The organism is Rhizobium sp. LC145, assembly GCF_001005825.1.
GTDB lineage: Bacteria > Pseudomonadota > Alphaproteobacteria > Rhizobiales > Rhizobiaceae > Neorhizobium.
Genome location: NZ_LBHV01000005.1, coordinates 236,059 through 262,390, shown reverse-complemented (window position 1 = coordinate 262,390; position 26,332 = coordinate 236,059). Strand labels below are relative to the sequence as shown.

At 60.8% G+C, this 26,332-nt stretch carries 27 protein-coding genes; 18 read left to right on the top strand and 9 right to left on the bottom strand.

Annotated features, from left to right (window positions below; translation table 11 throughout):
- Positions 1 to 17: 17 nt before the first annotated feature.
- From YH62_RS16700 to YH62_RS16690, 3 genes are read right to left on the bottom strand one after another with little or no spacing between them, the layout of a single operon-like run.
- Positions 18 to 1,256 (bottom strand): threonine synthase, encoded by a 1,239-nt coding sequence (locus YH62_RS16700; RefSeq protein WP_082118387.1) that lies wholly within the window; start codon positions 1,254 to 1,256, stop codon positions 18 to 20.
- Entirely contained in the window at positions 1,256 to 2,446 is a 1,191-nt protein-coding gene (locus tag YH62_RS16695) for a Xaa-Pro peptidase family protein (protein ID WP_046795364.1), read from the bottom strand. Before YH62_RS16695 ends, YH62_RS16700 begins: the two co-directional genes overlap by 1 nt.
- The gene (locus YH62_RS16690) at positions 2,433 to 3,233 is read right to left on the bottom strand and encodes an IclR family transcriptional regulator (protein ID WP_046795363.1); all 801 of its coding nucleotides are present in this window, start codon (positions 3,231 to 3,233) and stop codon (positions 2,433 to 2,435) included. Before YH62_RS16690 ends, YH62_RS16695 begins: the two co-directional genes overlap by 14 nt.
- Before the next feature lie 129 nt (positions 3,234 to 3,362).
- On the opposite strand from YH62_RS16690, the gene YH62_RS29515 reads away from it, so the two are divergent.
- Positions 3,363 to 3,596: a helix-turn-helix transcriptional regulator gene (locus YH62_RS29515; protein ID WP_082118386.1), complete on the top strand. Its 234-nt coding sequence runs from the start codon at positions 3,363 to 3,365 to the stop codon at positions 3,594 to 3,596.
- A gap of 27 nt (positions 3,597 to 3,623) precedes the next feature.
- On the opposite strand, the gene YH62_RS16685 is transcribed toward YH62_RS29515, so the two are convergent.
- Positions 3,624 to 3,857, bottom strand: a complete 234-nt coding sequence (locus YH62_RS16685) for a helix-turn-helix transcriptional regulator (RefSeq protein ID WP_046795362.1) — start codon at positions 3,855 to 3,857, stop codon at positions 3,624 to 3,626.
- Between the two features lie 245 nt (positions 3,858 to 4,102).
- Here YH62_RS16685 and YH62_RS29510 point away from each other — a divergent pair, with 245 nt between their 5' ends.
- From YH62_RS29510 to YH62_RS16620, 14 genes are all read left to right on the top strand, one after another.
- Complete coding sequence (locus YH62_RS29510) at positions 4,103 to 4,327, top strand: helix-turn-helix transcriptional regulator (RefSeq protein WP_082118385.1); 225 nt, start codon at positions 4,103 to 4,105, stop codon at positions 4,325 to 4,327.
- Between the two features lie 420 nt (positions 4,328 to 4,747).
- Positions 4,748 to 5,239, top strand: coding sequence for a DUF2285 domain-containing protein (locus YH62_RS29125; protein ID WP_245282113.1), 492 nt, complete (start codon positions 4,748 to 4,750; stop codon positions 5,237 to 5,239).
- Positions 5,240 to 5,363: 124 nt separating this feature from the next.
- Positions 5,364 to 5,633 (top strand): helix-turn-helix domain-containing protein, encoded by a 270-nt coding sequence (locus YH62_RS16670; RefSeq protein ID WP_046795360.1) that lies wholly within the window; start codon positions 5,364 to 5,366, stop codon positions 5,631 to 5,633.
- A gap of 14 nt (positions 5,634 to 5,647) precedes the next feature.
- The gene (locus YH62_RS16665; RefSeq protein WP_046795359.1) at positions 5,648 to 6,520 is read left to right on the top strand and encodes a replication initiator protein A; all 873 of its coding nucleotides are present in this window, start codon (positions 5,648 to 5,650) and stop codon (positions 6,518 to 6,520) included.
- Positions 6,521 to 6,769: 249 nt separating this feature from the next.
- Positions 6,770 to 7,264 carry a DUF2840 domain-containing protein gene (locus tag YH62_RS16660; RefSeq protein ID WP_046795358.1) on the top strand — a complete coding sequence of 165 codons (495 nt, stop codon included), beginning with the start codon at positions 6,770 to 6,772 and terminating at the stop codon, positions 7,262 to 7,264.
- The gene (locus YH62_RS16655; RefSeq protein WP_046795357.1) at positions 7,261 to 7,821 is read left to right on the top strand and encodes a S26 family signal peptidase; all 561 of its coding nucleotides are present in this window, start codon (positions 7,261 to 7,263) and stop codon (positions 7,819 to 7,821) included. Before YH62_RS16660 ends, YH62_RS16655 begins: the two co-directional genes overlap by 4 nt.
- A 34-nt stretch (positions 7,822 to 7,855) precedes the next feature.
- The gene (locus tag YH62_RS16650) at positions 7,856 to 8,182 is read left to right on the top strand and encodes a DUF736 domain-containing protein (protein ID WP_046795356.1); all 327 of its coding nucleotides are present in this window, start codon (positions 7,856 to 7,858) and stop codon (positions 8,180 to 8,182) included.
- Positions 8,183 to 8,538: 356 nt separating this feature from the next.
- Positions 8,539 to 9,183 (top strand): lytic transglycosylase domain-containing protein, encoded by a 645-nt coding sequence (locus YH62_RS30780; RefSeq protein ID WP_245282112.1) that lies wholly within the window; start codon positions 8,539 to 8,541, stop codon positions 9,181 to 9,183.
- Positions 9,180 to 9,428 (top strand): hypothetical protein, encoded by a 249-nt coding sequence (locus YH62_RS30150; protein ID WP_137326510.1) that lies wholly within the window; start codon positions 9,180 to 9,182, stop codon positions 9,426 to 9,428. The genes YH62_RS30780 and YH62_RS30150 overlap by 4 nt, the downstream gene beginning before the upstream one ends.
- Positions 9,425 to 11,161, top strand: coding sequence for a VirD2 family relaxase/mobilization nuclease (locus tag YH62_RS16640; RefSeq protein ID WP_046795355.1), 1,737 nt, complete (start codon positions 9,425 to 9,427; stop codon positions 11,159 to 11,161). Before YH62_RS30150 ends, YH62_RS16640 begins: the two co-directional genes overlap by 4 nt.
- Positions 11,162 to 11,235: 74 nt before the next feature.
- Complete coding sequence (locus YH62_RS16635) at positions 11,236 to 11,487, top strand: type II toxin-antitoxin system Phd/YefM family antitoxin (protein WP_046795354.1); 252 nt, start codon at positions 11,236 to 11,238, stop codon at positions 11,485 to 11,487.
- A gap of 2 nt (positions 11,488 to 11,489) precedes the next feature.
- Entirely contained in the window at positions 11,490 to 11,930 is a 441-nt protein-coding gene (locus YH62_RS16630) for a PIN domain-containing protein (protein WP_046795353.1), read from the top strand.
- Positions 11,931 to 12,081: 151 nt separating this feature from the next.
- Entirely contained in the window at positions 12,082 to 14,097 is a 2,016-nt protein-coding gene (locus YH62_RS16625; RefSeq protein ID WP_046795352.1) for a conjugal transfer protein TraG, read from the top strand.
- 2 nt (positions 14,098 to 14,099) lie between these two features.
- Positions 14,100 to 14,543: a CopG family transcriptional regulator gene (locus YH62_RS16620; RefSeq protein WP_046795351.1), complete on the top strand. Its 444-nt coding sequence runs from the start codon at positions 14,100 to 14,102 to the stop codon at positions 14,541 to 14,543.
- Between the two features lie 125 nt (positions 14,544 to 14,668).
- On the opposite strand, the gene scpA is transcribed toward YH62_RS16620, so the two are convergent.
- Genes scpA through YH62_RS16605 form a run of 3 tightly spaced genes read right to left on the bottom strand, consistent with a single transcriptional unit; the run spans position 14,669 to position 20,396 of the window.
- A complete protein-coding gene (gene scpA / locus YH62_RS16615; RefSeq protein ID WP_046795350.1) occupies positions 14,669 to 16,819 on the bottom strand; it encodes a methylmalonyl-CoA mutase in 2,151 nt (716 codons plus the stop codon).
- Positions 16,819 to 18,837 carry an acetyl/propionyl/methylcrotonyl-CoA carboxylase subunit alpha gene (locus YH62_RS16610; protein WP_046795349.1) on the bottom strand — a complete coding sequence of 673 codons (2,019 nt, stop codon included), beginning with the start codon at positions 18,835 to 18,837 and terminating at the stop codon, positions 16,819 to 16,821. The genes scpA and YH62_RS16610 overlap by 1 nt, the downstream gene beginning before the upstream one ends.
- Before the next feature lie 26 nt (positions 18,838 to 18,863).
- Positions 18,864 to 20,396, bottom strand: coding sequence for an acyl-CoA carboxylase subunit beta (locus YH62_RS16605; RefSeq protein ID WP_046795348.1), 1,533 nt, complete (start codon positions 20,394 to 20,396; stop codon positions 18,864 to 18,866).
- 116 nt (positions 20,397 to 20,512) lie between these two features.
- Here YH62_RS16605 and YH62_RS16600 point away from each other — a divergent pair, with 116 nt between their 5' ends.
- Complete coding sequence (locus YH62_RS16600; protein WP_046795347.1) at positions 20,513 to 21,922, top strand: helix-turn-helix transcriptional regulator; 1,410 nt, start codon at positions 20,513 to 20,515, stop codon at positions 21,920 to 21,922.
- Between the two features lie 48 nt (positions 21,923 to 21,970).
- Here the strand turns inward: YH62_RS16600 and YH62_RS16595 are convergent, their stop codons facing one another.
- Both YH62_RS16595 and YH62_RS16590 read right to left on the bottom strand, forming a co-directional pair.
- Positions 21,971 to 22,549, bottom strand: coding sequence for a dihydrofolate reductase family protein (locus tag YH62_RS16595; protein ID WP_046795346.1), 579 nt, complete (start codon positions 22,547 to 22,549; stop codon positions 21,971 to 21,973).
- Between the two features lie 305 nt (positions 22,550 to 22,854).
- Positions 22,855 to 23,823 (bottom strand): helix-turn-helix domain-containing protein, encoded by a 969-nt coding sequence (locus YH62_RS16590; protein ID WP_046795345.1) that lies wholly within the window; start codon positions 23,821 to 23,823, stop codon positions 22,855 to 22,857.
- Between the two features lie 121 nt (positions 23,824 to 23,944).
- On the opposite strand from YH62_RS16590, the gene YH62_RS16585 reads away from it, so the two are divergent.
- On the top strand, positions 23,945 to 24,580 hold the full coding sequence (locus tag YH62_RS16585; RefSeq protein ID WP_245282111.1) for a hypothetical protein: 636 nt from the start codon (positions 23,945 to 23,947) through the stop codon (positions 24,578 to 24,580).
- Positions 24,581 to 24,854: 274 nt separating this feature from the next.
- Positions 24,855 to 26,294 (top strand): ATPase domain-containing protein, encoded by a 1,440-nt coding sequence (locus YH62_RS16580; protein ID WP_046795344.1) that lies wholly within the window; start codon positions 24,855 to 24,857, stop codon positions 26,292 to 26,294.
- The last annotated feature ends 38 nt before the right edge of the window (positions 26,295 to 26,332 follow it).

Genomic DNA, 26,332 nt, shown 5'->3' with positions numbered 1-26,332 from the left:
GTATGCGATGTGCCTCCCTAGGCCCCGATGACCTCCAGTGCCGCGTCCACGGTGCTGAACGAGCGCGAAATCGCCGCCGGGTTCGATTTGTCAACGTCTTTCAGGCCGGACGCCGTGACGACGGCCACGACAGCTTCATGGGAGCCAATGACTCCCTGCTGTCTCGCGGCGAGGATGGCTGCAATCGGTACAACGGAGGACAATTCGAGGAAAATCCCCTCCATGCCTGCGGTCTTCTCCTGAAGGGCAATAAGACCGTCGTTGGAAACCGGCACAGCGATCCCTCTCGTCTCTCGCAGTGCCTTGAGCGCCTGGAACGTGCTTCGGGTCGCGCCGATAGAGACTGCCAAAGTGTTGAACCTCGCCGTTACGTCTGGAACGCGATCAATGCCTTGATCGAGAGCAAGCGCTAGCGATCCGTGCACCTCAGCGGCAAGCAGGCGCGGCATTCGCGCTATCTCGCCATCTCTCAGCAGTTCCTTGAAGCCGAGCCAGAGGCCCGCGAGTGCGTCGCCATAGCAAACGGGAAGGGCGCACCAGTCTGGCACCGCACCACCCATTTGTTCGACGATCTCAAAAGCGAGAGTCTTGTACCCCTCTATTCCGATCGGATGGCTGCCGACGACCGGATGCCGATAGGGCGAGGTTGCGAACCAGCCAAATCGCTCGACGCCTTCCGCAAGGAAAGCCCAGCGATCGGACTTGTTTTCGAAGGGGATGACCTGAGCACCGTATTTCTCGATCTGGGTCAGCATAGGGCCGGCCGAACCAGCCGCAGTCGCAACGACGCAGGAAAGCCCGGCACGTGCGGCATAGGCTGCGAGCGAGGCGCCAGCATTGCCGGTCGAGCTGGTCGCGACGGTGCTCGCACCGGCCTGCTGTGCGGCTGTGATGGCGACGGTGGAGAAACGATCCTTGTGAGACCAGGTCGGATTATGCCCTTCATTCTTGATGAAGAGAGCAGGGACGCCGATTTCCGCGCCGAGCCGCGCTGCCGGACGCAGAGGCGTCAATCCTTCGCCGAGCGAAACGGCAGCGTCCTCTCTAAAGGGCAGCCTATTCGCATAACGCCAGAGCGATGGCGGCTGCTCTTTCTTTGTAAGCTTGCCTTCTTCGGCAATGTCCCCCCGATAAACCAGCCTCAAATTCGAGGGAGCTTCGTCGAGACATCTCGGGCAGCCGCGCGAATCGATCGGATGCCCGACCGGCAATTCGCTGTCACACCGATAGCATGCATATGCGAAGCGGCGGGTCATCAGTTCAGCACCAGGAGGTTGTTGCCGGCGTTTGTCAGCATTTCTGCTCCGTCCGGCCGGACGACGAGCATGTCCTCAACTTGCAAGCCAACGCGCCCGATTTCGTAGTAGGGGGTCTCGATGCACAAAACCATTCCTGCTTCGAGGACGTCCTGACTTGAAGCGGATAGAAGCGGCAGATCGTAGCCATCCAGTCCAATCCCGTGCCCGACGTGACTACGGTGATAGTGAGGAATGCCCTCCTTGCGCACGGTTTCCACGACCACCTCGAAGATTTTCGAAGCCGGAACGCCGGGGCGGATATGTTCAATGCCCCGCTTCACGCCTTTATTGAGAGCGTCGTACTTCAAACGAACGTCGGGGGAAGGCTCGCCGAAGCAGGCATTGCGGGCGATGTCGGCGCGGTAGTTGCGAAAGTGCCCACCCACATCGAACCGGATGATATCACCTTTGCGGAGCTCGCGATCTGAAGGTTGTACGTTCATGAGGGCACTGCGCTCACCGAAGCCGATGCATCCGAGCACCGGAAAAGCGTCCTCTTTTATTGTCTGAGTATGAAAGGCCCTTGCCAGCGAAAGCTCGGTAGCTCCACTGCTCATAGCCTCATTGAAGGCGGCGGCAATCGAGCGCTCGGTAATGCCGCCGATGCTACGAAGCCGGTCGATCTCCTCAGGAGTCTTGACCGCACGTACCCAGCGAAGCAGGGACGACGCCGGAATCCAAGTTACGTCAGGCAACTCGCTGCGAAGTTTGTCCACGTCACCGGGGAGCAAGCCGATCTCGTCGATCCCGATGCGTGCTCCTGAAAGACCCGTGGCGCGAATCTCGGCTACGAGAGCGGCAAGAGCATCTCGATCATCGGTCAGCTGATGAAGTTCCGCCTGCCGAGCACTGACGGGATCGAGAATCGTCGTGAGATCCGTGTCGACCGTGAAGGCGCCATAGCGTCGCACGCGCGCTCGGACGTTTTGATCGGCGATCAGGTCAAGCGTCGACGTACCCGTGATGACCACGGGATTATCAATTGCCGAGGCGCCCAGCACCACGAATGCTTGCGGCCCCCGACGAATCCATTGTGGGAGGCACCAGAAGCCGCTCGCATACAGGACGTTCTCCGGTGACGTAGCTACAATTGCGTCCAAGCCATGGTTGGAAATTGCTTCCTGCAATCGCACATCATTTAACAGCATCGATGCTTTCTCTCCCAAAATGTTCAATGGACTCGTCGAATCCGAGCTCTCTGGAAATGCGATTTGCCGCTGCAAGCACACTTTGAGCGACGTTGATGAGCTTTACTTTTGGATAGACTGCGCGAGGAAAAGCCACGCTGATCGCGGCCGTGATTGAACCGGCTGCGTCGTAGACCGGGGCGCCGACGGAAATCACACCTTCGAGGTTTTCCGAGATGGCTGTCGCAAACCTCTGCTGGCGAGCAACATGAAGTTGCTCGATCAGTTTATCCACCTCTGTAATGGTGCGGTCGGTAAAACGCGGGAGCGGCGCTTCGCCCAACAGGTCCTTGATCAAGCCGTCGTCCAAGTTGAACAACAGGGCCTTTCCCAAAGCGGTGGAGTGGAGCGGCATTGTTTGGCCGGGGTGGTTTCGGATAACCACTGGGCTGTCCGACTGAACCGCCAGGACATAGATGCCGGCCGACCCGCGCCGGACACCAAGGAAGCCATTGAAACAACCGCCGGCTGCCATCGCTTGTAGCTCCGTCTCGGCAAGCGTGAGGAGACGTCCTCTTTGGAAAACGTGCTGTGCAAGACCGAGGACCGCATATCCGATCTGGTAGCGGCGGGTGTTGCCGGCATGTTCAACGTAGCCGCAAGAAGCAAGGCTATTGAGAAGCCGCTGGGCAACCGCCGGGCTGAGTTCAAGTCTCCGAGCAATCTCCCGGACGCCTAGCGGCTCCCGTGCCTCCTTAAGCAACCCGAGAACAAGAAGTCCCTTTTCAAGAGATTGATTACTCGACATTTCGTGTTCCGATAATAGCAACAATGTTCCATATAATGCACATTTAAGACGCCCTTTCCTTCGCAAGTCAAGAGGAATGTTCACTATAGTGTGTCGCACTAGAGTGAACGGCTGGCCAAAAGTCGCGGGATGGATATCCGCGCGACAGTGGGATTGAACGTTCTTAGGATACGACGGGAGCGCAACCTTTCTCAGGAGGAGTTGTCGTTTCGGTCAGGATTGACGCGCGCTTATCTGAGTGGCTTGGAAGCAGGCCGTCGAAATCCTACCATCGTCTCTTTAAGCAAGCTTGCAGACGCCCTAAGCGTCGATCTCGAAAATCTTGTTCGAGCCAGTAAAAGAAGTGACGCCGATTCTAAGTAAGCTGAAGGCTTATATTTCCAAGGCAATTCATAGCTTCTTCACGTCTACCGGAGAGAGCCGGCGGATCATCTTCTCGGCGTCGATCTGCATGGCGACTGCCAGCGCCTCAATAGTATCAAGCGTCGGCGAGCTTTCCTCGCGTTCCAACTTGCCGATGTAATTGCGGTCGAGGCCAGCGAACTCGGCGAGCCGCTCTTGCGAGAGGCCCGCGGCTTGACGGTACAGCCGCAAATTTCGTGCGAACACAGCCGTGAGTTTCATAGGCAAAGCCATTCAGAATGCAGGCGTAAAAGCTACATACTATAGTAATCAATCGGCATTCGCCGGTCTTGCGTGGAGCTTTTCGTTACGCATAACCTACAACCATTAAGCGTCTACGAAATGCCATGGGGGTTAAAAGTCACCACCGCCCAACAAGGTACATCCGACCATGCCCCCGCCCGTTCGCCTGATGAAATTCGCTCCACGCGATAATTGCCGCGTTGGTTTTCTTTTGTGAGGATAGAATGAGTATTTCTGAAATGTCGACGAAGAAGAGCTTAACTCGCAGGGAAAGGGAAGTCTTATTCTGGGTTTCGCGAGGGAAGACTGCTTGGGAGACGTCTGTGATACTTAATATTTCGAAAACAACGGTGATTTCGCATCTGAAAAATTCCAGGGACAAACTGGATACGACAAACATAGCTCAGACCATTGCTGAAGCAATGAAGCGATCGGAAATCCCCTCGTAGTTCTGGCATGTCACGCACGCGGGTGGCACGGTCATCGGTGTCCTCAATCCTGAGGACGGGAATATCCCTCCGGTGGCTCTTTCTGTATTGCGTCGGGGTCAGCTATGGAAACAGAATCCTATTGGGCATCATCGGATTTCATCAGCAACACATTCGCGCTTAACCGGAGCGATTTCGCCTTTGAGTTTTTGCGAAGAAACCTCAAATATCAAACCGATTACGTGACAGCCTCTAAAGAAGGGCCTGCGGCTGCTCCGCTGATTAGCTCCTTCCCGGCAAAGTGGGGGCTCATATTTTCCGACCGATCCTTGGAAGAAAGCTGGCTTCTCCCGTCCCGTTTGGCGTCCCGACCTGCATCATGAGACGGTCATCGTCGGAGAGGTTCCTTCCTCCTATCAGGGTGGCCAGGACCTAGATCCGATGCGGCTCCTGCAAACGATGGTGGTCCGCGACAGCCGAGCCGGACTCCATTTGCAATTGTCAGGACGGGAAGGCGACCTGAACCTGTGGCTGCCACACGGCAGGACGCCCCTACGCGCGGCCTTCATTATCCCGATCGATAACGACATCGAAATCCGTCTGCACAGCATTCAGCGCGCCTTTCGGCTGCTTCAGGGCAAGCCGATTGGAGATGTAATTCGGCGGCAAAAGCTTTCAGCATTTCACCGCCACCGCTACGTCCAAATGCTGCGGGCGGTCGACGGTCTGCGATCTGGAGCCTCCAAGCGGGAGGTTGCGAGCGTACTTTTCAGCCGCGATGTGCGATCGTTTCCGGCCGTCGAATGGCGCAACGCGTCTGAGCGTCGTCAGCTTGCGCGCCTGCTTGCCGAGGCAAACGAACATATCGAGCGCGGATATCTGCGCATTCTGAACGGTGGGCGGACAAAGGGCCACCTGTTTCGAAAATCATAGACCCATCTGGCATGGTGGGACAGGTTGCAAAGTCTCCAACTTTGTCACTCCGCCAAACCGCAGCTTTTCCGCCATCGTCGCACCTGATCCGCCGCCATAAGGGCGGCCGCGATGGAGGACTGCAATGCAAGTGAAGACCGATGACAACTGGCCGCGCTTCGTACGTACACCCGAAGCCGCTCGCCTTCTCGATCTCTCACCCCGAACGCTCGAAAAGCACCGCTGCGACGGAACGGGGCCGATCTATCGTAAGCTTGGCGGGCGTGTGGTTTATTCCATTGCTGATCTTCAAGCCTGGGTCGACGGATCCGCCCGCCAGTCGACGTCCGAAGCGCTCAGGGGCCGTCCTCTGCAAGGACCGGCCGGCGACCTTGCCGCGAATGCGGCCCGCTGAGCGGACGGCTGCCCATGTCAGCGCACAGGACATATCAGGGACAGCAGCTCGAACTGTTTCGGCCGACCGGCGGCGACATCGCCGCTCGCGACGCCCAGGACCTCATGTCCTGGCCGTTCTTTTCCCTCGCCAAATCCCGCCGCGTAACGCCGATCGACTTCCGCATGGGCAATGTGTCGATCCGCGTGGAGGCCACCGTCGAACACGGCATGGCGACCATATGGGACGCTGACGTGCTGATCTGGGCAGCCTCTCAGATTGTGGAGGCGCGCGACCGAGGCTTGCGTACCTCCCGCTTCATGTCGGCGACCCCATACGAGATCCTCACCTTCGTCGGCCGTACGGATTCCGGGCTGAATTACGGGAGGCTGAAAGCGGCGCTTGACCGCCTGCAATCCACCACCGTCGTAACCTCCATTCGTCAGCCGGCCGAACGGCGCCGGCATCGCTTCTCATGGATCGCCGAGTGGAAGGAGCGGCTGGATGCAGCCGGCCGGCCGCTCGGTATCGAACTCATCCTCGCCGATTGGTTCTATGCCGGCGTTATCGATGATGCGTTAATCCTCACCATCGATCCAGCGTATTTCGAACTGAGGGGCGGCTTGGAGCGCTGGCTTTATCGTCTGGTGCGCAAGCACGGCGGTCGCCAGACATGGGGGTGGAGCTTCGACCTCGAGCACCTCTATCTGAAATCCGGCTCCCTCTCTCCCCTCAAGCATTTTGCCTATGACCTGCGCGCCATTGTCCGGCGGCAGCCTTTGCCCGGTTACCGGCTTGCCCTTGTGACCGACCCGGATCGCCGTATCCGCCTGACCTTTCAGCCAACGCCAACCGATCCGCTTGCAGCTGCGCTACGCCTGTCGCGCCGCCGCGCGGCGAGATTGTGAGCAAACTGTGGACAGACCCGTACTATCCAGGACTGGAAGGCCCGTACTATCGGGGACCGGATTGCCGTACTATCGGGGACCGACATCGGGCGTAACCGTCCGCGGCCTTTCGATAATTGACCGTCCTAACGGTGCTAACCCAGAATCCTTCGGCTTCTTCCTAACGCGACCCGCCAAAATCTCCGCCGAGCAAGAACCGATCGCACCACCAGCGGGCATCGCTTTGTACCTTCGCGGGGAGGAGCGCCGATGATTATGGGACCGCGCTTCAACAACACTTTATCGGACCGAACGCTGGTCGAACTCACATGGCGCGAAAAACGGATCGAGCATTGGATACGCTTCGGTTCGATCGCTGCAGAACAGAAGCTCGATCGCCACCGTCGTATCGTCAGCTTCGCGCCCGGCAGCATTTTCGCGTTCGTCCGTTGGGCCGGCAACGATCACGGCACGATCATCTCGCGCATCGACATCGTGCGCGCTGTCAGCTCCATTGAACCATACCAGACGCTGCCCTTCGTTCGTCCCGGCGGCGAAATCCTGCTGCGCATCCACGGCTGGCCGAAGGTCGAGATCGTGCTGAAGACGATCGATGCGATCGAGACACTCGACATTGACCCGACCGATGTTGCACCGGATCATTGGCGGCACATCTATAACCGTCTCAGCGTCAACGAGCCTTTCCGCGCCTATTCCCCCGCACAGCATCGCGCCTGGCTGCGGCGCCGCGGGGTGCAGCCATGACGGCGCGCGGTGGGACGCTTGCCGTGATGCTGGCCGGTGCCGCCCTGATCGTCGTGCCGGAGTGGAGCCGGCCCGATTTCCGCTTCATCTGGAACGCGTCGGGCAGTGTGCCGGTCGGCCTCTATCGGATCGAGCGCGGCGGCGCGCTGTTGATCGGCGACCTCGCTGTCGTTGTGCCGCCGGACGAACTGGCCGACTTCCTCGACGAACGCGGCTATTTGCCGAAGGGCCTGCCGCTCCTCAAGCGCGTGCTGGCGCTTGTCGGAACTACCGTCTGCCGGAACGGCACAGTGATCTCCGCCTACGGCATGACCTATGGGCAGGCCCGCGAGCGCGATGGCCAAGACCGTCCTCTGCCCATCTGGCAAGGCTGCCGGAAGGTTGCCGAAGGCGAAGCCTTTTTCATGAATTGGGACAGTTCCGACAGTTTCGACGGCCGCTATTTCGGGCCGCTTCAGCTTTCAACCGTCGTCGGCCGGGCTGTCCCGCTCTGGACCACCGACGATCCCGATCCGGTTGCGGACAGTTTTCGCGAGCCGGTTTCCGACGAGCCGTGAACGGCTCGCTTCTTCAACCGCAGGAGTTTTCCCAATGCCCCAGATCGGCACCTTCACCCGTAATGCTGACGGATTTTTCGGTCGAATCCGCACGCTCATTCTCGACGCCGAAGTGACCATCTTGCCGACCGACGGCGGCGACATCGAGAACGCGCCGAACCACCGTGTCTTCGCCGATGGCATGGAGGTCGGCGCGGCGTGGGATCGGACCGGCGACCGGGCAGGGGCGTATCTGTCCGTTACCATCGACGACCCTTCCTTCATCGAACCGATCCGCGCCCGCATGTTCGAGTCCGACACGAAGAAGGACTCATGGAATCTTCACTGGACGCGCAAGACGCGGCGCGACGATCAGGCATGACCCTCATGCGCTGCCATTCTTCCTGCAAACCTTCAGGCTCACTCCCCTTGATCGATCATGTGCCGATCACTCCCCTCGACCCGATCGCCCATCGGGCGGCCGTCGCGCGCAGCAGAGGTCAAGGGTGGCCGCCGATTTTCCGGGAAGCGGACAGGCCTACAGATGTTGCCCGTCCGAAAAATCCAGGCCGGCGGCGCAGCCTTGCCCTTGGCCGCCGCGAGCACGATGGCAGGCTGAGGGGCAATCGGGCCGGCGGTCTTTGCGCCGCCCTCCCGGCGCTCATGGTGTGGCTCATCGCGGGTACCATGAGCGGGACGGCACCGTGCGCGGCGTGGGCTGATCCTCCGGCACACACAATGTCGGCGGCCCGCACGGCCACGGTAGCCGTGGCGGTTGATCCCTGGGCATCCTACGTCGCGGAAGCCGGCGGGCGCTTCGCCATTCCCGAGCGTTGGATACGCGCAGTCATGCGCGTCGAAAGCGATCATGATCCGCAGGCTGTTTCGCGGAAAGGCGCGATGGGGCTGATGCAGATCATGCCCGCGACATGGCAGGAGTTGCGCGTCCGGCACGGCCTTGGCGACGATCCTTTCGATCCGCGCGACAACATCCTCGCCGGCGCCGCCTATCTCGCGGAACTGCATGAACTCTACGGCTCACCCGGGTTCCTCGCCGCCTACAATGCTGGTCCCGGCCGTTACAAAAAGCATCTCGTCACAGGCGATCCGCTGCCCACTGAGACCGTCGCCTACATGGCGAAGATCGTGCCCATGATCGATTCCGTTGCCACCGTTGGATATCGCACGGCGGATCGACCGACGCGCCCTGAATGGTCCGTCGCGCCTCTCTTCGTCGCTCGCATGTCAGTTCCCGCTGGCGGTGACCAAACCGCGGATGATCGGCCGTCCAGCGCCGGCACGATCACCGACGTTACCTCGCTCGCGCCGCCGTCCGATGGTCTGTTCGTGCGTCGTGCCGGAGATCAGGAGGTGCTTCGATGACCATCGTGTTCCGCCGTAGCGCCGCGAACGGCGTCGTAGCGATTGCGGGACGCCGGGGAGGGGCGTCGCCAACAACCGGAGGAAGGCGGGATAAAAAGCCGCACATCGCGGCTCGGTCGGTCGGTTGTTTCGATTGGCTTTTTCGGAACGTCACGCACATTACGGCGCTTGAGCGCGAGGAGCGTGTCTGCGAATTATCGAATGATTTCCGTGAAAATCGCACATCACAGCGGAAAACCCCATGAGCAGGGGCGACGATTTCCGCGTCCGACCCGGCCGCATCCGCTCCAGCAAGGCCCAAAGGGCAAGGCCGTTCATCGCCCAGGTTTTGGCTGCGGCGCAGAAGGCCGGCGGGCGTGTGTCCCGCTCCGGCAAGCTCACCTCGGGACGTGGCTCCCGCTTCGGCCGCGGCCGATTGGCGAGCGTGCGCGCCAATCGGCTTATCACCGGCCGTTCACGCGGCGCCGTCATCAAGACCCGCGTCGTCCGGCATACGGCGCGATCGGCACCTCTCAAGGCTCATCTCGCCTATCTGCGCCGTGACGGCGTGACCCGTGACGGCGAGAATGCCCGCATGTTCGGTCCGGAAACCGACGAAGCGGACGCGAAGGAATTCGCCGAGCGCTGCGAGGTCGACCGGCATCATTTCCGGTTCATCGTCTCCCCGGACGATGCCCTGGAAATGTCCGACCTGAAGAGCTTCACCCGCGAGTTGATGGCGAGCGTCGAGAAGGATCTTGGCTCGAAGCTCGATTGGATAGCCGTCGATCATTGGAACACCGAGCATCCTCACGTCCATGTCATCCTGCGCGGCCGCGCCGACGACGGCAACGATCTGGTCATCTCCCGCGACTACATCAAGGAGGGGATGCGCAACCGGGCACAGGACCTCATCACCCAGGAACTCGGACCGCGCACCGACATCGACATCCGCCGCTCGATCGAACGTCAGATCGACGCCGAGCGCTGGACGCAGCTCGACCGCCAGCTTGTCCGCGATGCCGATCGCTACGGCTTTCTCGATCTCGCTCCGGCGCCGGACCAGAAGCCGGACGAATATCTGTCCCTGAAGGTGGGGCGGCTGCGCAAGCTCGAAAGCCTCGGTCTCGCCCAAGCTTCCGGCCCCGGCCAATGGGTGATTGCCGAAGAGGCGGAAGCCACCTTGCGCGAGCTTGGTGAGCGCGGCGACATCATCAAGCGGATGCACAGGGCGCTGACCGAACGCGGCATCGAGCGCGGGCTGACCGACTACGTGCTCTCCGGCGAAACGCATGGTGAGCCGGTCATCGGCCGGCTGGTCGAGCGCGGCTTGGACGACGAGCTGCGCGGCACGGCCTTTGCCGTGGTCGACGGCGTGGATGGCCGCACCCATCACATCCGTCTTCCCGACATCGAGGCGGCCGGGGACGGTGCGCCGGGTTCGATTGTCGAGCTACGCTCCTTCGAGGACGCGCGTGGCGAGCGCCGTGTTGCGCTTGCCGTTCGTTCCGATCTCCCGATTGAGACTCAGACTACGGCCGACGGAGCCACCTGGCTCGACCGCCAGCTTGTCGCCCGCGACCCGGTCGATCTCGGCGGCGGCTTTGGTCTGGACGTCAAACAGGCGATGGAGGCGCGAACCGAACATCTGATCGGGGATGGACTGGCGCGGCGCGAGGGCGAGCGTGTCGTCTTCGCCCGCAACCTGCTCGGCACGCTCCGGCAACGCGAACTGGACGCACTCGGCGAAAAGCTCTCCAGTGAAATGAACATACCGTATCAGAAACCTGCTGCCGGGGAGTATGTTGCCGGCACCTATCAGCAGCGCTTTACCCTTGCTTCCGGCCGCTTCGCGATGGTCGACGATGGTCTCGGTTTCAGCCTCGTGCCATGGACGCCTTCCATCGAGAAACATATCGGCCAGCATATCTCGGGCGTGGCCCGCGTCGACGGTGGTGTGGACTGGAGCTTTGGCCGCAAGCGCGGGCTTGGCTTGTGAATGAAGTCCAGCCCCCGCTTGATTGAAGCCGGCGCAATCATATATGACTATCGGTAGTCATATGGAGAAATGCCATGAAGGAAATTCAGCTCAAGGACGCGAAGGCGACGCTTTCCGCTGTGGTCGATCAGGCCATGGCGGGAGAGCCGACTGTCATCACCCGGCATGGCCGCAAGGAAGCGGTTTTGGTTTCCTTCGAAGAATGGCAGCGGGTCTCCAGGGTGCCGGACTTTGCCGATCTGCTTCTCGCCTTTCCTGGCGAACCGGCAGATATTCCCGAACGTCCGCGCAAGCCCGCCCGTGCGTTGCGTGAAAACGGTCTCTGATCTTGTATCTCCTGGACACCAACATTGTCTCCGCCGATGCGCCGACGAAGCGCCAGGTCGGCGTCGAGGCATTCGCCGCCTGGGTGCGCGCTCATGGCGACCGCCTCTATCTTTCAGCGATCACCATCGCCGAGATCGAGGCCGGGATTGCCCGCGCCAAAAGGATCGAGGCGACGACGAAGGCGCAGAACCTTCGCCGCTGGCTTGCGGCAATAGAGCATTTCTATGCCGGCCGCATCCTGCCGTTCGGTGTCGAGGAGGCTAGGCACGCCGGGCTGATCCTCGATCGGGCGCGGGCTCATGATCCTGGTTTCGAGGACATCGCCATTGCCGCGACCGCAGCCGCACACGGACTCACCGTTCTGACGGCCAATGAGCGACATTTCGAGCCACTGGGCGTTCCGCTCGCCAATCCGCTGAGGCAGTTGCCCACCATACAATAGGGGGCGGTGACGGCATGGACCGGCCCCGCAGCCCGCAAGTATTTTTACAACGGCCTTCGCCAACCTACGCCGTTCCCGACCTATGATATTGAAATAAGTCATGAGACCATTTTTCTGGACGTGAAGCCATGTTCAGAAGGGAGTTTCCGGCTTGTCGGCGACGCGCCTGCTATGGGAACAGATCATTGTCGTGTGCCTGACTGTCCTTGTTACGGTCTGGGGCGCGACGCAATGGGTCGCCTGGCGGCTCGATTTCCAGCCGCAACTTGGTTCTCCCTGGTTCGAGCTTGCCGGCTTGCCACTCTATCCGCCGCCGGCTGTCATTTGGTGGTGGTATTTCTACGACGCCTACGCACCTAACATCTTTCTCGAAGGCGGGGCCATCGCAGCGTCGGGCGGATTAATCGCGGTCGTCGTTGCTATCTTCATGTCGATCTGGCGGGCGCGGGAAGCGAAAGACGTTCGCACCTTCGGCTCCGCGCGTTGGGCCGAACGCGAGGAGATCGAGGAGGCCGGCCTCCTTGATGATGATGGCGTGGTGCTTGGCCGCTACGAGAGCGATTATCTCCGTCACGACGGTGCCGAGCATGTGCTCTGCTTTGCTCCGACACGATCGGGCAAGGGGGTTGGACTTGTCGTGCCAACGTTGCTGACATGGCCGGGGAGTTGCATCGTTCATGACATCAAGGGTGAGAACTGGGAGCTGACCGCAGGATTCCGGGCAAGACACGGTCGCGTGTTGCTGTTCGATCCGACCAATCCGAATTCCTCTCCCTACAATCCGCTGCTGGAGGTACGCAAGGGCGAATGGGAGGTAAGGGACGTACAGAATGTTGCCGATGTCCTGGTGGACCCCGAGGGGTCATTGGAAAAACGGAACCATTGGGAGAAGACCTCCCACTCGCTCCTGGTCGGTGCGATCCTGCACGTTCTCTATGCCGAACGGGACAAGACGCTCGCCGGTGTCGCGGCTTTCCTTTCCGATCCGCGCCGGCCGATCGAGATGACACTGAGAGCAATGATGACCACCCCTCATCTCGGCGAGGAGGAGCCACATCCGGTCGTCGCTAGTGCCGCCCGTGAATTGCTCAACAAATCCGATAACGAGCGGTCCGGCGTCTTGAGCACCGCGATGTCCTTCCTCGGCCTTTATCGCGATCCGGTGATTGCAGCCGTCACTAGCCGTTGCGGTTGGCGCATTGCCGATCTGATCGGGGAGGGGACGCCGGCCACGCTTTATCTGGTCGTACCGCCATCCGATATTTCCAGAACCAAGCCGCTTGTGCGCTTGGTCCTCAACCAGATCGGCCGTCGGTTGACGGAAGATCTTCATGCGAAGGGTCGCCGCCACAGAATGCTGATGATGCTCGACGAGTTCCCGGCGCTCGGCAGGCTCGACTTCTTCGAGAGCGCGCTCGCCTTTATGGCAGGCTACGGCATCAAAGCTTTCCTGATTGCCCAGAGCCTTAACCAGATCGAAAAGGCCTATGGTCCGAACAATTCGATACTCGACAACTGTCATGTGAGGGTCAGCTTTGCGACCAATGACGAGAGGACAGCCAAACGTGTGTCGGATTCGCTTGGTACCGCCACCGAAATGCGCGCGATGCAGAATTATGCCGGGCACCGGCTGGCACCGTGGCTGGCGCACATCATGGTTTCCCGGCAGGAGACAGCGCGCGCGCTCATGACGCCCGGGGAGATCATGCAGCTTCCATCTGACGAGGAGATCGTCATGATCGCGGGTGTTCCGCCCATCCGGACGAAGAAGGCCCGGTATTTCGAAGATGCGCGGCTCAAGGAACGCGTTCTTCCGGTCCCGGAGGTTTTCAATTCCGATGTCCCGCCCAAGGCGGATGATTGGTCGGCGCTAAAGGAGGTTCCGGCCCTGGCCGCGACCGGCAGCGCCCCGGCGAGGGGGCTGTCGGAAAAATCGGAAACAGTCATGGTGGAAAACGATACCGCCAATGCCGGCTTGCGCCGCGAGCCAGGTCTTGAGCGGCATAAGGACATCGCGCCGGAACCAGTCCGAACGCCCATCAACGAGTTCGATCCCGACAATGATGAACCGAACGCTGATGCTGTTGCAAACAGGATGCTGGCCCGCGGCATGCACAATATTGCGCGGCAGGTTTCGATGGACCCCGGCGATGGTATGGAGTTGTGAGCATGTCCGCACGACCAGGCAGAAAACAGCGACTTTCCGTCTATCTCGATCCCGAGCTAAAGCAGCAGCTCGGAGATTTTGCCGATCGGCGCGGGCATTCAAGCTCACTCATAGCCGAAGCCGCGATTGCCTCTTTCCTGTCCCCGGACGCCGACGAACGAAAGGAGGCCGCGATTAGCAAACGTCTCGACCGGATCGATCGCAGCATACAGCGGGTCGAACGGGATCTGGTCATCGCCAATGAAGCCTTCGCCCTCTTCGTCCGTTTCTGGCTGAATACGACCGTCCCTTTACCGGAGGCCGCTCAGGCTGCAGCTCGGGCGAAGGGTGGTGAGCGTTATGACAAGTTTATCGAGGCGCTCGGTCGGCGGCTCGCCAATGGACCGCGATTCAGAGACGAGGTGCCCGAGGAGGCGCAGTCGGATCCCTCGGGTTCGAATCCATAGCGCGTCGTAGCAAACGAGTTTCACGGCTGTCGTTCTCTGGGCTGCATCCCGGATGAATAGCGATCTCGTCAACGCCCAATCACCGGGAACGACTGCGTTTGAACCATGCTGGCTGTGAGGTGGAGTCAAATATTCCTTCTTTTGCCCTCGATGAGGTCGAGCACCTTGTTGGCGGCATCGAGCACATTGGTGCCGGGGCCGAACACGGCGGCGACGCCGTGCTGCATCAGATAATCGTAGTCCTGCCGCGGAATGACGCCGCCGACCACGACGACGATGTTTTCGGCGCCTTTTTGCTTCAGGGCTTCGACAAGCTGCGGGGCGAGCGTCCGGTGGCCGGCGGCGAGCGAGGACATGCCGACCACCTGCACCTTTTGCTCGATCGCAAGGTCGGCTGCCTCCTCCGGCGTCTGGAAGAGCGGACCGGCCAGCACGTCGAAGCCGATATCGCCGAAGGCCGACGCGATCACCTTGGCGCCACGGTCGTGCCCGTCCTGGCCGAGCTTGGCGACCATGATCCTCGGTTTCGCACCCAGCGTCCGGGCGTAGCTGCCAAGGCGCGAGACGATCGTCCTGTATTCCGGATCGTCCGCATAAGCGGGTCCGTAGATATCGCCGACGACCTCCGGAACCGCCGAGTGGCCGCCGAAGGCCTGCCGCATCGCGTCGGAGATTTCGCCGACGGTGGCGCGCGCACGGGCGGCTTCGATCGCCACTTCCAGCAGGTTCCCCTCGCCGGTTTCCGCGGCTTCCTCCAGGACGGCGAGCGCCGCCGCCACGCGCTTCGGATCGCGCTGCCGGCGCACCTCTTCCAGCCGCCGGATCTGGCCTTTGCGCACGGCGGTATTGTCGATGGCGAGAATGTCGAGTTCGTCCTCGTTCTCCAGCCGGTACTTGTTGACGCCGACAATGATTTCCTCGCCGCGATCCACCCGCGCCTGGCGAAGCGTGGCCGCTTCCTCGATCATCCGCTTCGGCAGGCCTTCCGCGACCGCTTTTGTCATGCCGCCAAGGGACTCGACCTCCTCGATCAGGCTCCAGGCCTTTTCAGCGAGTTCGTTCGTCAGGCTTTCGACATAGTAGGAACCGGCAAGCGGATCGACCACCTTGGTCACGCCCGTCTCGTGGCTCAGGATGAGCTGCGTATTGCGGGCGATGCGGGCGGAAAAATCCGTCGGCAGGGCCATGGCCTCGTCCAGCGCATTGGTGTGCAGCGACTGCGTGCCGCCGAGAACGGCGGACAGCGCCTCATAGGCCGTGCGGATGACGTTGTTATAAGGATCCTGTTCCTGCAGCGAGACGCCGGAGGTCTGGCAATGGGTGCGCAGCATGAAGGACGACGCCTTTTTCGGCTCGAACTCCTCCATGATGCGCGACCAGAGAAGCCGTGCCGCGCGCAGCTTCGCCGCCTCCATGAAGAAGTTCATGCCGATGGCGAAGAAGAAGGAGAGCCGGCCGGCGAAATCGTCGACGTTCAGGCCCTTGGCAAGTGCGGCCCTCACATATTCGCGGCCGTCGGCCAGCGTGAAGGCCAGCTCCTGCACCAGCGTCGCGCCGGCCTCCTGCATGTGATAGCCGGATATCGAGATCGAGTTGAACTTCGGCATTTCCTTCGCCGTGTATTCGATGATGTCCGCGACGATGCGCATCGAAGGCTCGGGCGGATAGATATAGGTGTTGCGGACCATGAACTCCTTGAGGATATCGTTCTGGATGGTCCCGGAAAGCTCGGCGCGCGAGCAGCCCTGCTCCTCCCCGGCGACGATGAAGGAGGCGAGGATCGGGATGACCGCGCCGTTCATGGTCATGGAAACGGACATGTCCTTCAGCGGAATGCCGTCGAAGAGGATCTTCATGTCCTCGACCGAGTCGATCGCCACGCCGGCCTTGCCGACATCGCCCTCGACGCGCGGATGATCCGAATCGTAGCCGCGATGGGTGGCGAGATCGAAGGCGACGGAGAGGCCCTTCTGCCCGGCGGCGAGGTTGCGGCGGTAGAAGGCGTTGGAGGCTTCGGCCGTCGAGAAGCCGGCATATTGGCGGATGGTCCAGGGGCGGCCGGCATACATGGTGGCGCGCGGGCCGCGCACGAAGGGCTTGAAGCCGGGCAGCGAATCGAGATGGCCGATGCCCTGAAGGTCCTCGGCCGTATAGAGCGGCTTCACATCGATGCCTTCCGCCGTGTGCCAGACGAGCGTTTCCGGCGAAGCCTTCAGCTCCTTCTCGGCAAGCCACTCCCAATCCGCTTTGGTAGCTTTCCCGGTCTTCTCGGACATCACGCGAACTCCATGATCAGTTCATCCACCGCCAGACTCTGGCCGGCAGTGGCCGCGACGCGCTTGACCACGCCCTGTCTCTCGGCCTTCAGCACATTCTCCATCTTCATCGCCTCGACGGTTGCGAGCGTCTGGCCGGCCTCGACCTGATCGCCCGCCTTGACGGCGACCGAGGTGATGACGCCCGGCATGGGGCAAAGCAGCATTTTCGACGTATCCGGCGGCAGCTTGACCGGCATCAGGCGCGCAAGCTTGGCGATGCGCGGAGAGCGGACTCGCGCCGTCACATCCATGCCGCGCCAGCGCAGCCTTATCGCGGTGCCGACGAGATCGACCTTCACGCTCATCGCCTCGCCATCCAGATGGAAGGCCGCATGGCTCTGGCCGGGCAGCCAACCCGTGGCAACCGAAATGCGCGCGCCGTCCGAGAACGTGACGGAGGTGCCGTCCGGGGAGGTTTCGAGATCGGCGGCCAGCTCCAAACCGGTCAGCTCGAAACCGGCAAGCGTGACCACCCATTCCCTGCCGACGACGCGGCGGTGATTGCCGATCGTGCCGGAGATCTGCACCGCACGCTCCTGCAGCACCTGGTTGACGAGGATGGCGATGGCCGCGAGCTTGCGGGCGGCGGCCTCATCCGGGCGCACGCCGGAAAAGCCTTCCGGAAACTCCTCCGCGATGAAACCGGTGGTCAGCCGCCCGGCACGGAACCGCTCATGCTCCATGACGGCCGAGAGGAAGGGCAGGTTGTGGCCGATGCCCTCGACCTCGAAATCGTCGAGCGCCGTCGCCATGGCATCGATCGCTCCCAAGCGATCGGGAGCCCAGGTGCAGAGCTTGGCGATCATCGGGTCGTAATACATGGATATCTCGCCGCCCTCGAAGACGCCGGTATCGTTGCGCACCACGGTGCCATCCTCCCGCCGGCCTTCCATCGGCGGACGGTAGCGGGAAAGCCTGCCGATCGAGGGCAGGAAGTTGCGATACGGGTCTTCCGCGTAAAGCCGGCTTTCGACAGCCCAGCCGGTGAGCTTCACATCGTCCTGACCGAAGGAAAGCTTCTCACCGGCCGCCACGCGGATCATCTGCTCGACGAGATCGATGCCGGTGACAAGTTCGGTCACCGGATGCTCGACCTGCAGGCGGGTGTTCATTTCGAGGAAGTAGAAGTTCCGATCGCCGTCGACGATGAACTCCACCGTGCCGGCGGAGGAATAGCCGACCGCTTTCGCGAGCGCCACGGCCTGCTCGCCCATGGCCCTTCGGGTCCCGGCATCGAGGAAGGGCGACGGCGCCTCCTCGATGACCTTCTGGTTTCGCCGCTGGATGGAGCATTCGCGCTCGCCGAGATAGAGCGTGTTGCCGTGCCTGTCGCCCAGCACCTGGATCTCGATATGGCGGGGCTCACTGACGAACTTCTCGATGAAGATGCGGTCGTCGCCGAAGGAGCTCTTCGCCTCGTTCTTCGATGACTGGAAGCCTTCGCGGGCCTCCTTGTCGTTCCAGGCGATCCGCATTCCCTTGCCGCCGCCGCCGGCGGACGCCTTGATCATCACTGGATAGCCGATGGAGGACGCGATCTTCACCGCCTCGTCGGCATCCTCGATGAGGCCCATATGGCCGGGCACGGTGTTGACGCCGGCTTCCGCTGCGATCTTCTTCGAGGTGATCTTGTCGCCCATGGCCTCGATCGCCTTGACGGGCGGGCCGATGAAGGCGACGCCCTCCTTTTCCAGGGCGGCGGCGAAGGCGGGGTTTTCCGAGAGGAAACCGTAGCCCGGATGGACGGCGTCGGCGCCGGTCTTGCGGATCGCATCGAGGATCTTCTCGATGACGATATAGGACTGGCTGGAGGGGGCGGGACCGATATGCACCGCCTCGTCGGCCATGCGCACATGCAGCGCGTCGCGGTCGGCATCCGAATAGACGGCGACCGTGGCGATGCCCATCTTCTTCGCCGTTCTGATGACCCGGCAGGCGATTTCGCCACGATTGGCGATGAGGATTTTCTTAAACATGGATTAATTCCTCACGGCGGACCACATCAAAGGGGGATGTTGTCGTGTTTTTTCCAATGCGTGGTCACCTGCTTGTTTCTGAGCGAGGCGAAGGCGCGGGCGATGCGGCGGCGCGAGGAATGCGGCATGATGACCTCGTCGATGAAGCCGCGCTCGGCCGCCACGAAGGGATTGGCGAAACGCTCCTCATATTCCTTCGTGCGCGCGGCGATCTTTTCCGGATCGGAGAGTTCCGAGCGGTAGAGGATTTCGGTCGCGCCCTTGGCGCCCATTACCGCGATCTCCGCGGTCGGCCAGGCATAGTTGATATCGGCGCCGATATGTTTCGAAGCCATCACGTCATAGGCGCCGCCATAAGCCTTGCGGGTAATCAGCGTCACCATCGGCACGGTCGCTTCCGAATAGGCGAACAGGAGCTTGGCGCCGTGCTTGATGACGCCGCCATATTCCTGCGCGACGCCCGGCAGGAAGCCCGGCACATCGACCAGCGTGAGGATGGGGATCGAGAAGGCATCGCAGAAACGCACGAAGCGAGCAGCCTTGCGGGATGAGTCGATATCCAGACAGCCGGCGAGCACCATGGGCTGGTTGGCGACGACGCCCACCGTCTGGCCTTCGAGCCGGATGAAACCGGTGATGATGTTCTTCGCGAAGGCTTCCTGGATCTCGAAGAAATCGCCCTCGTCGGCGATCGCATGGACAAGCTCCTTCATGTCATAGGGCTTGCTGGCGCTATCCGGGATCAGGCTGTCGAGTCGGTTTTCGAGACGGGCCGGATCATCATGGAAGGGACGGACGGGCGGCTTCTCACGATTGTTCAAGGGCAGGAAATCGAAAAGACGACGCACCGCTTCCAGCGTCTCGATGTCGTTTTCATAGGCCCCATCGGCGACCGAGGATTTCTTCGTATGCGTGCCCGCGCCGCCGAGTTCCTCGGCCGTGACGATCTCGTTGGTCACCGTCTTCACCACATCCGGCCCGGTGACGAACATGTAGGATGAATCGCGCACCATGAAGATGAAGTCGGTCATGGCCGGGGAATAGACCGCGCCGCCCGCGCACGGCCCCATGATGACAGATATCTGGGGGATGACGCCGGAGGCTTCCGCATTGCGGCGGAAGACTTCCGCATAGCCTGCGAGCGAGGCGACACCTTCCTGGATACGGGCGCCGCCGGAATCATTAAGCCCGATCACCGGCGCACCGACGCGCACGGCCATATCCATGATCTTGCAGATCTTCTGGGCGTGGGTCTCGGAGAGCGAACCGCCAAGCACGGTGAAATCCTGGGAGAAGACGTAAACCTGGCGGCCATTGATCGTGCCCCAGCCGGTGACGACGCCATCACCCGCCACCTTCTGGCCCGCCATGCCGAAATCCACCGCGCGGTGCGTGACATACATGTCGAACTCCTCGAAGGAGCCCTCGTCGAGCAGGACCTCGATGCGCTCGCGCGCCGTCAATTTTCCCTTGGCATGCTGCGCGGCGATGCGCTTCTCGCCGCCGCCGAGCCTTGCTTCCGCCCGCCGCTTCTCGACCTCACCCAGAACTGCGCGCATTGTTCCTCCCTCACGTTTGACCCCGGTTTAACGTGCATTCAAGGGACGGAAAACGGTTGAGAAGGTGCAGATGGGAAATTATAAAAAAGCAAATCAGAAATTGTGAAATTGCGAACATGGCCGCCGGAAAACTATTCATCGGACGAAAAGTGAGGGAACTGAGGCTGGCCAGTAAGGCGACCCAAGGCCAGTTCGCGGAGCGCCTCGGAATCTCGACGAGCTACCTCAATCAGATCGAGAGCAATCAGCGGCCCGTTTCTGCGTCGGTCCTGGTGGCCCTTGTCGACAAATTCAAGCTCGACTTCGCCGAACTGGCGAGTGGGGAGACCGATCGTCTCCTGTCCGCTCTGTCCGAGGCCATCGCCGATCCGCTCTTTGACGGCTACTCGCCTAGCCTGCAGGAACTGAAGCTGATAACTCAGAACGCACCGGGGTTTGCGCACGCGCTGATCACTTGTCATCAGGCCTACCTGCGCAACAGCGAGCAGCTCGCTGGAATGGACGATCGTCTTGCCCGGGCGCCCTTCTCCGAGGTGACCCCCTATGACGAAGTGCGCGACTTCTTTCACTTCGTCGACAACTATCTGGACGAACTCGACATTGCGGCGGAGGAGCTGGCGCACAACTACGGCTTCGGCCGTAGCGACAACCATGCGGCGCTGACGGCCTATCTGGAGAAACAGTTGAGCGTGCGGGTAGTGCAGGGGCCGACGACGATGAGCGCGGTCCGAAGCTACGACCCGGCGGGGAGATTGCTGGTGCTGAACCCTTATGCTTCGGTGCAGACGCGGACCTTCCAGATGGCCGTACAGATCGCCCAGCTTCACGCTGGCGCCCTGATTGATGACACGGCCCGCGAGGCTGGATTCCGCAATGAGGAGGCGGTTGAGATCTGTAGGATTGGGCTACACAATTATTTCGCGGGTGCGCTTCTTATGCCCTACCAGGACTTTGTAACTGCCGCGCGAGAGCTGCGTCATGACATCGAACTCCTGGCGATTCGCTTTAGCGTATCCCTGGAACAAGTCTGCCATCGGCTTTCAACCATGCAGCGGCCCGGTTCCAAGGGGGTGCCGATCTTCTTTGCCAAGATCGACCGTGCCGGCAATATCACCAAAAGACACAGCGCGACGAAATTGCAGTTTGCGCGGTTCGGCGCCGCCTGTTCGCTCTGGAATGCGCACCAGGCTTTCGAAGCTCCAGGGCGGATCATCCGCCAACTCGCCGAGACGCCTGATGGCGTGCGCTATCTCTGCCTAGCGACGCAGGTCGTCAAGGGACGCGGTGGCTTCCACACTCAACAGCCGACATATGCATTGGCATTGGGCTGCGAAATCGCCTATGCCGACGCGTTCGTCTACGCTGACGACTTCAATCTAAGCGACAGGACGCGCTTCGATCCGATCGGGATTTCGTGCCGTATCTGCGATCGCTCGAACTGCGCAAGCCGGGCTCTACCGCCCTTCAGACGCAAGCTGATAATAGATCATCATACTCGGTTCGCGGTTCCCTACGAGGTCAAGTAACAGTCAGCCATGTTGCGATGCTTGACGGGTAGCAGAGCATGGACGGACTTAGGCGTGCAGGGTAGGTCGGTAGATCAGCTCTTGGGTATGGCCGTCGAGCGTTTGGCTCTCGATTAGGTCAAGGTCGAAGTCGGCCGCACCATGGAAGATCGGGTCCAACCCGGTCTGGCCGGTGATCACAGGGAAGAGCGTTATCTGAACGCGGTCGACTAGACCGGCAGCCATCAGCGCCCGGTTCATGGATAGGCTGCCGTGCGAGCGCAACGGCACCTTGGATTCCGCCTTGAGCCGAGCGACGACATCGACGGCATTGCCATTGACAAGATCAGCGTCCGGCCAATCGAGGGGACCTTCCAGCGTAGTCGATACCACCGTTGCCGGCAGGCTCCTCATCCGCGTGACCCATAGGTCACGAACCTCCGACCCCTCGGTGCTCGAAGCCAGCATCCGCGCGAAGGCTCGATAGGTGTTGGCGCCGAAGACCATCCTCTGCTCCTCACCGTAGAGGGCAAGGCGGTGATCAAGCAACTCTGGGCCTTGCTTTCCCCAGTAGCCACCCCAGTCGCCGTTGTGAGCACCAAAGCCGTCGAGGCTGGCAAAGACATCGAAAGTGTAGGTAGCGGTCATGATGTTCTCCTCGAGTATCGTTGATCGGGCACTTTGCGTTTCACATCCCAGGACGAAGGACAGCCGCGTTTTCCGACACACCGAACCGTTTTTTCAACCTCAACGCCCGAGATCGGCGAGAACTGCCATTTCCGTGTCGTAAAATTCCCGCTGAGCGTCCCAAAACCCTTTGGGTAGATAGCCCGAGTGCGCTGGTGATGTTCGCCTCTTAGCTTCGCGGCTTCCCGAAACCGGGGATCAGCGACGATAGCGATGGAGATCGTGGTTGCGCTCTAGGCGGTGCATCGCATGAGGGCCGGCTTCATTCAGATCTCGGCCTGCGTCTCACGGAACAACGCCGGCGTTACGCCGAACCGGCGCCGAAATGCCGCGGTCAAACGAACGGGCGGCGTCAATCCGACCTGAGCGGCGACCGCTTTGAGCGGGGTTCCTTGTGACAGCAGCATACGGGCTGCATCGAGTCGAACCGATTCAATGAACCGGGCCGGCGTCTCGCCAGTCGTGGCGAGGAACTTGCGGTAAAAACTCCGCTCGCTCAGGCCTGCCCGGGACGCAAGGCTCGGGACGTCCAGCGGACGATCCAGATTGGTCTGCATCCATGCGATCAGTTCGGCAAACGGGCTGTCGGCCTTTGCCTGCGCCAGGAGAAGTGGACTGAATTGGGCCTGATGGCCAGGACGACGCGCATAGACCACCAGACGCTTGGCAACCTCGCCGGCTATCATACCATCAAGGTCGCGGCCAATCATGGCCAGCGTCATGTCGATACCGGTCGTTACGCCTGCGGATGTCCATATCGTCCCGTCCACCACAAAGACGCTGTCTCGGTCCACTGTAACCGATGGATAAAGCTGGGCGAGTGACCCGCAGGCCTTCCAATGCGTTGCCACCCGCTTCCCATCCACCAGCCCGAACGCGGCAAGAATGAATGTGCCGGCACAGATCGAGCCGAAGCGCTCTGCCGTTCGCGCATATTGCGGAAGCCAGCGACGCACGGCCGGTTCGGAAATCGTCGCCTTGAGACTCTCGGCCTCGGCGCCCGCGACCAGAAGCGTGTTGGCGGGCTGCATCGACGAAAGTGGCCGCGTTTCGACTGCTATCCCGCAACTACTCTGCACCGACCCTCCGACCGGCGAAGTCATCTCAACAGTATAGAACGGCTGCTCGCCGCGTTCAGTCAGCACATGGTTAGCAATACCGAAAGCCGAGGCAGGACCTGCAGCGTCGAGGAGTTCAAATCCGGGGAAGACGACGATCAAAACCTTGTGCGGCATTGGCAGAAATTCGCATGTTTTTGACATTCATGCCACGCTGTTTCGCTGTTAATTTTGGTGACCGGATAGCCAGAGGCACCAGCCGGCGCACGATCATATCGCTAATCCGGGGGAACCGACGATGAAGCACACCGAAAAAACACACACGCCATCGACACGAACCGGCAGCGACGAAACCGTCGATAGCCGGTTGAGCATCCCATCTGGCATCGCCTCCCTGCAATGGTGGCCAGCATTGGTGGGCGTCGGGTTCGCCGTTTTCGTCGCGTTCGATCTCTTCACTGGCGAGGAGCATGGTGGAGAACTGGCTTCGATCGTCGCTGCCTCCGGCTTGGTATACCTTGCCGCCGCCGCACTCGAGAAGCCGTCTGCATCCTGGGCGGTCTTTTTCGGATCCGTCGTTGTTATCACGGCCGGAAAAATGGGATTGGTCGGTATTGATGCGACTTGGCTTCTTCTGGGGATCGCCGCGGCATTCCTCGGCTACGGACTGATACGCGGCGCGCATCACTCAACCGCTGGCTTGCCTCTTCAGACCATCGCGATGATCGCGTTCGGCGCCATCGCAGCGATCGCTCTGTATCTCAACACGGCCGCAGGCGCCTATCTTGTGGCTGCTGGTCTGTTCGCCCATGCCGCATGGGATATCCACCATCACCGTGTGAATAAGGTCGTGTCGCGTTCGATGGCCGAGTTCTGCTGTGTTCTGGACATAGCGCTGGCGGTTGCGATCGTCATTGCAACCGCCAGCACCTGATCTGGAGCGGTTGGTTTTATTGGCTGTCCTATACAGACTAGGCCCCGACCACGCGTGCCAGGAACAGCAGCTTTCGGAAACTCCTTTTGGGCTTTGGGACAGTAGTCGGAAGCGCCACACATCGTAACAGCCAGTCTGCTGGAGCGAGCGTTATCAGTCCCCCGCGAGCAGGTCGCCTTTTGCGCCGGAATCGCCGTGTGCAATTCGTAAATGGCACAATTTGTGAAGCTGTGCGTTCATTGCTGAAGTTGATGCAACAAAACGAGAGGCGCACGTGGCAGGGGGCAAGAAGCAGGCAGTGGTGAGCTCAGGTATCGGTGGGCTCGATGAGATTCTTCGGGGCGGTTTGCCCGCCTCCAACCTCTATATTCTTCAAGGTGAACCGGGGTCTGGCAAGACCACAGCGGCTCTTCAGTTCCTTCGCGCCGGGGTGGCCGCAGGCGAGCGCTGCATTTATGTCAGCTTATCGCAGACGAAGGCCGAACTCGAAGCGATCGCGTTTTCACATGGCTGGACGCTAGACGGCATTCGCGTCGAGGAGCTTTCGGCTTCGGATGCGGTCAACGGTGCTGCCGACCAGACGATCTTTCAAACCGCCGAACTTCGGCTGGACGAGACGCGGAAAGCCATCGAGTCGGCGATCGAGGAGCATAAGCCGAGACGCCTCGTCTATGACTCCCTACTCGAAATCCGGCTTATCACCGGCGACACGCCGCGTTTTCGTCGCGAGCTGATCGCCTTCAAGGCGTTTCTTGCCAAGCGAAACGTCGTGGCGCTGCTCCTCGACACGAAAATTCGTGACGCCCAAAATTCAGGCGAGGAAGTTGAGGGTATCGCCCATGGCGTAATTTGCTTGGACAAGTCGCTCGAGGAATATGGCTCGGTCCGCCGCCGCATCGATGTGAGTAAGATGCGCGGCGTGCCCGTAGCCGACGGCTTTCACGACATGGCAATTCGTGAAGGCGAAGGTGTTGTCGTGTTTCCGCGGATCGTGCCGGGTGCTGCCGCAGAAACTGTCAAGCCGCAGCTGATTAAATCAGGCGTCGACGAACTCGACGTGATGTTTGGCGGTGGTCAGGAGTCGGGAACGACAACCCTCGTAATCGGGCAGGCGGGCACGGGCAAGTCGACCATGGCGTCGCTTTATGCGACCGCAGCGCTGAAGCGGGGAGAAAGCGTTGCCTTGTTCCTGTTCGAGGAGAGACTCGAAACGTTCTTTCGACGCTCCGAAGGTCTCGGCATGGATCTACGTCAGTTCTATGACAGCGGTCAGCTTATCATACGCGACTTCAACCCCAACGAGATTTCTCCCGGCGAGTTTGGCCAGATCGTGCAGCAGGCTGTGAACAACAACAAGGTGCGGGTGGTCGTGATCGACAGCTTCACTGGCTACCTCAACTCGCTGCCGCATCGCGAGAAGGCAGTGCGCGACATCCAGTCGCTGCTCAAATATCTGGCCCGGGCCGGCGTGCTGACGATGCTGATTGTGGCGCAGCATGGCCTGCTCGGCCAGGATGTGGGTATTGATGTCGATGTGAGTTTCCTAGGCGATACCGTGCTCCTGCTGCGCATCACCGAGCATGGAGATCGCCTGAGGCGCAATATCACGGTGGTGAAGAAGCGGCATGGTCCGCACGATCTCGACGTGCGCGAACTCTTCATCCAAAGTTCCGGCGTGACCGTGGTGCCTTACAATCCTCTACCGGAGTCGTGAGAGGGACGTGACTGGACGTGACGATTCACTCGACTGGG

Coding starts and splice junctions, on each gene's coding strand:
- YH62_RS16620 (WP_046795351.1), top strand. CDS start 14,100: ATGTCCGCACGACCAGGCAGAAAACAGCGACTTTCCGTCTATCTCGAT.
- YH62_RS30780 (WP_245282112.1), top strand. CDS start 8,539: ATGTCGGCGGCCCGCACGGCCACGGTAGCCGTGGCGGTTGATCCCTGG.
- YH62_RS16590 (WP_046795345.1), bottom strand. CDS start 23,823: ATGCCGCACAAGGTTTTGATCGTCGTCTTCCCCGGATTTGAACTCCTC.
- YH62_RS16655 (WP_046795357.1), top strand. CDS start 7,261: ATGACGGCGCGCGGTGGGACGCTTGCCGTGATGCTGGCCGGTGCCGCC.
- YH62_RS16665 (WP_046795359.1), top strand. CDS start 5,648: ATGTCAGCGCACAGGACATATCAGGGACAGCAGCTCGAACTGTTTCGG.
- YH62_RS16600 (WP_046795347.1), top strand. CDS start 20,513: ATGGCCGCCGGAAAACTATTCATCGGACGAAAAGTGAGGGAACTGAGG.
- YH62_RS29515 (WP_082118386.1), top strand. CDS start 3,363: ATGGATATCCGCGCGACAGTGGGATTGAACGTTCTTAGGATACGACGG.
- YH62_RS16695 (WP_046795364.1), bottom strand. CDS start 2,446: ATGCTGTTAAATGATGTGCGATTGCAGGAAGCAATTTCCAACCATGGC.
- YH62_RS16595 (WP_046795346.1), bottom strand. CDS start 22,549: ATGACCGCTACCTACACTTTCGATGTCTTTGCCAGCCTCGACGGCTTT.
- YH62_RS16605 (WP_046795348.1), bottom strand. CDS start 20,396: ATGCGCGCAGTTCTGGGTGAGGTCGAGAAGCGGCGGGCGGAAGCAAGG.
- YH62_RS16635 (WP_046795354.1), top strand. CDS start 11,236: ATGAAGGAAATTCAGCTCAAGGACGCGAAGGCGACGCTTTCCGCTGTG.
- YH62_RS16650 (WP_046795356.1), top strand. CDS start 7,856: ATGCCCCAGATCGGCACCTTCACCCGTAATGCTGACGGATTTTTCGGT.
- scpA (WP_046795350.1), bottom strand. CDS start 16,819: ATGTCCGAGAAGACCGGGAAAGCTACCAAAGCGGATTGGGAGTGGCTT.
- YH62_RS30150 (WP_137326510.1), top strand. CDS start 9,180: ATGACCATCGTGTTCCGCCGTAGCGCCGCGAACGGCGTCGTAGCGATT.
- YH62_RS16585 (WP_245282111.1), top strand. CDS start 23,945: ATGAAGCACACCGAAAAAACACACACGCCATCGACACGAACCGGCAGC.
- YH62_RS16610 (WP_046795349.1), bottom strand. CDS start 18,837: ATGTTTAAGAAAATCCTCATCGCCAATCGTGGCGAAATCGCCTGCCGG.
- YH62_RS16685 (WP_046795362.1), bottom strand. CDS start 3,857: ATGAAACTCACGGCTGTGTTCGCACGAAATTTGCGGCTGTACCGTCAA.
- YH62_RS29510 (WP_082118385.1), top strand. CDS start 4,103: ATGAGTATTTCTGAAATGTCGACGAAGAAGAGCTTAACTCGCAGGGAA.
- YH62_RS16700 (WP_082118387.1), bottom strand. CDS start 1,256: ATGACCCGCCGCTTCGCATATGCATGCTATCGGTGTGACAGCGAATTG.
- YH62_RS29125 (WP_245282113.1), top strand. CDS start 4,748: ATGCGGCTCCTGCAAACGATGGTGGTCCGCGACAGCCGAGCCGGACTC.
- YH62_RS16660 (WP_046795358.1), top strand. CDS start 6,770: ATGATTATGGGACCGCGCTTCAACAACACTTTATCGGACCGAACGCTG.
- YH62_RS16670 (WP_046795360.1), top strand. CDS start 5,364: ATGCAAGTGAAGACCGATGACAACTGGCCGCGCTTCGTACGTACACCC.
- YH62_RS16640 (WP_046795355.1), top strand. CDS start 9,425: ATGAGCAGGGGCGACGATTTCCGCGTCCGACCCGGCCGCATCCGCTCC.
- YH62_RS16690 (WP_046795363.1), bottom strand. CDS start 3,233: ATGTCGAGTAATCAATCTCTTGAAAAGGGACTTCTTGTTCTCGGGTTG.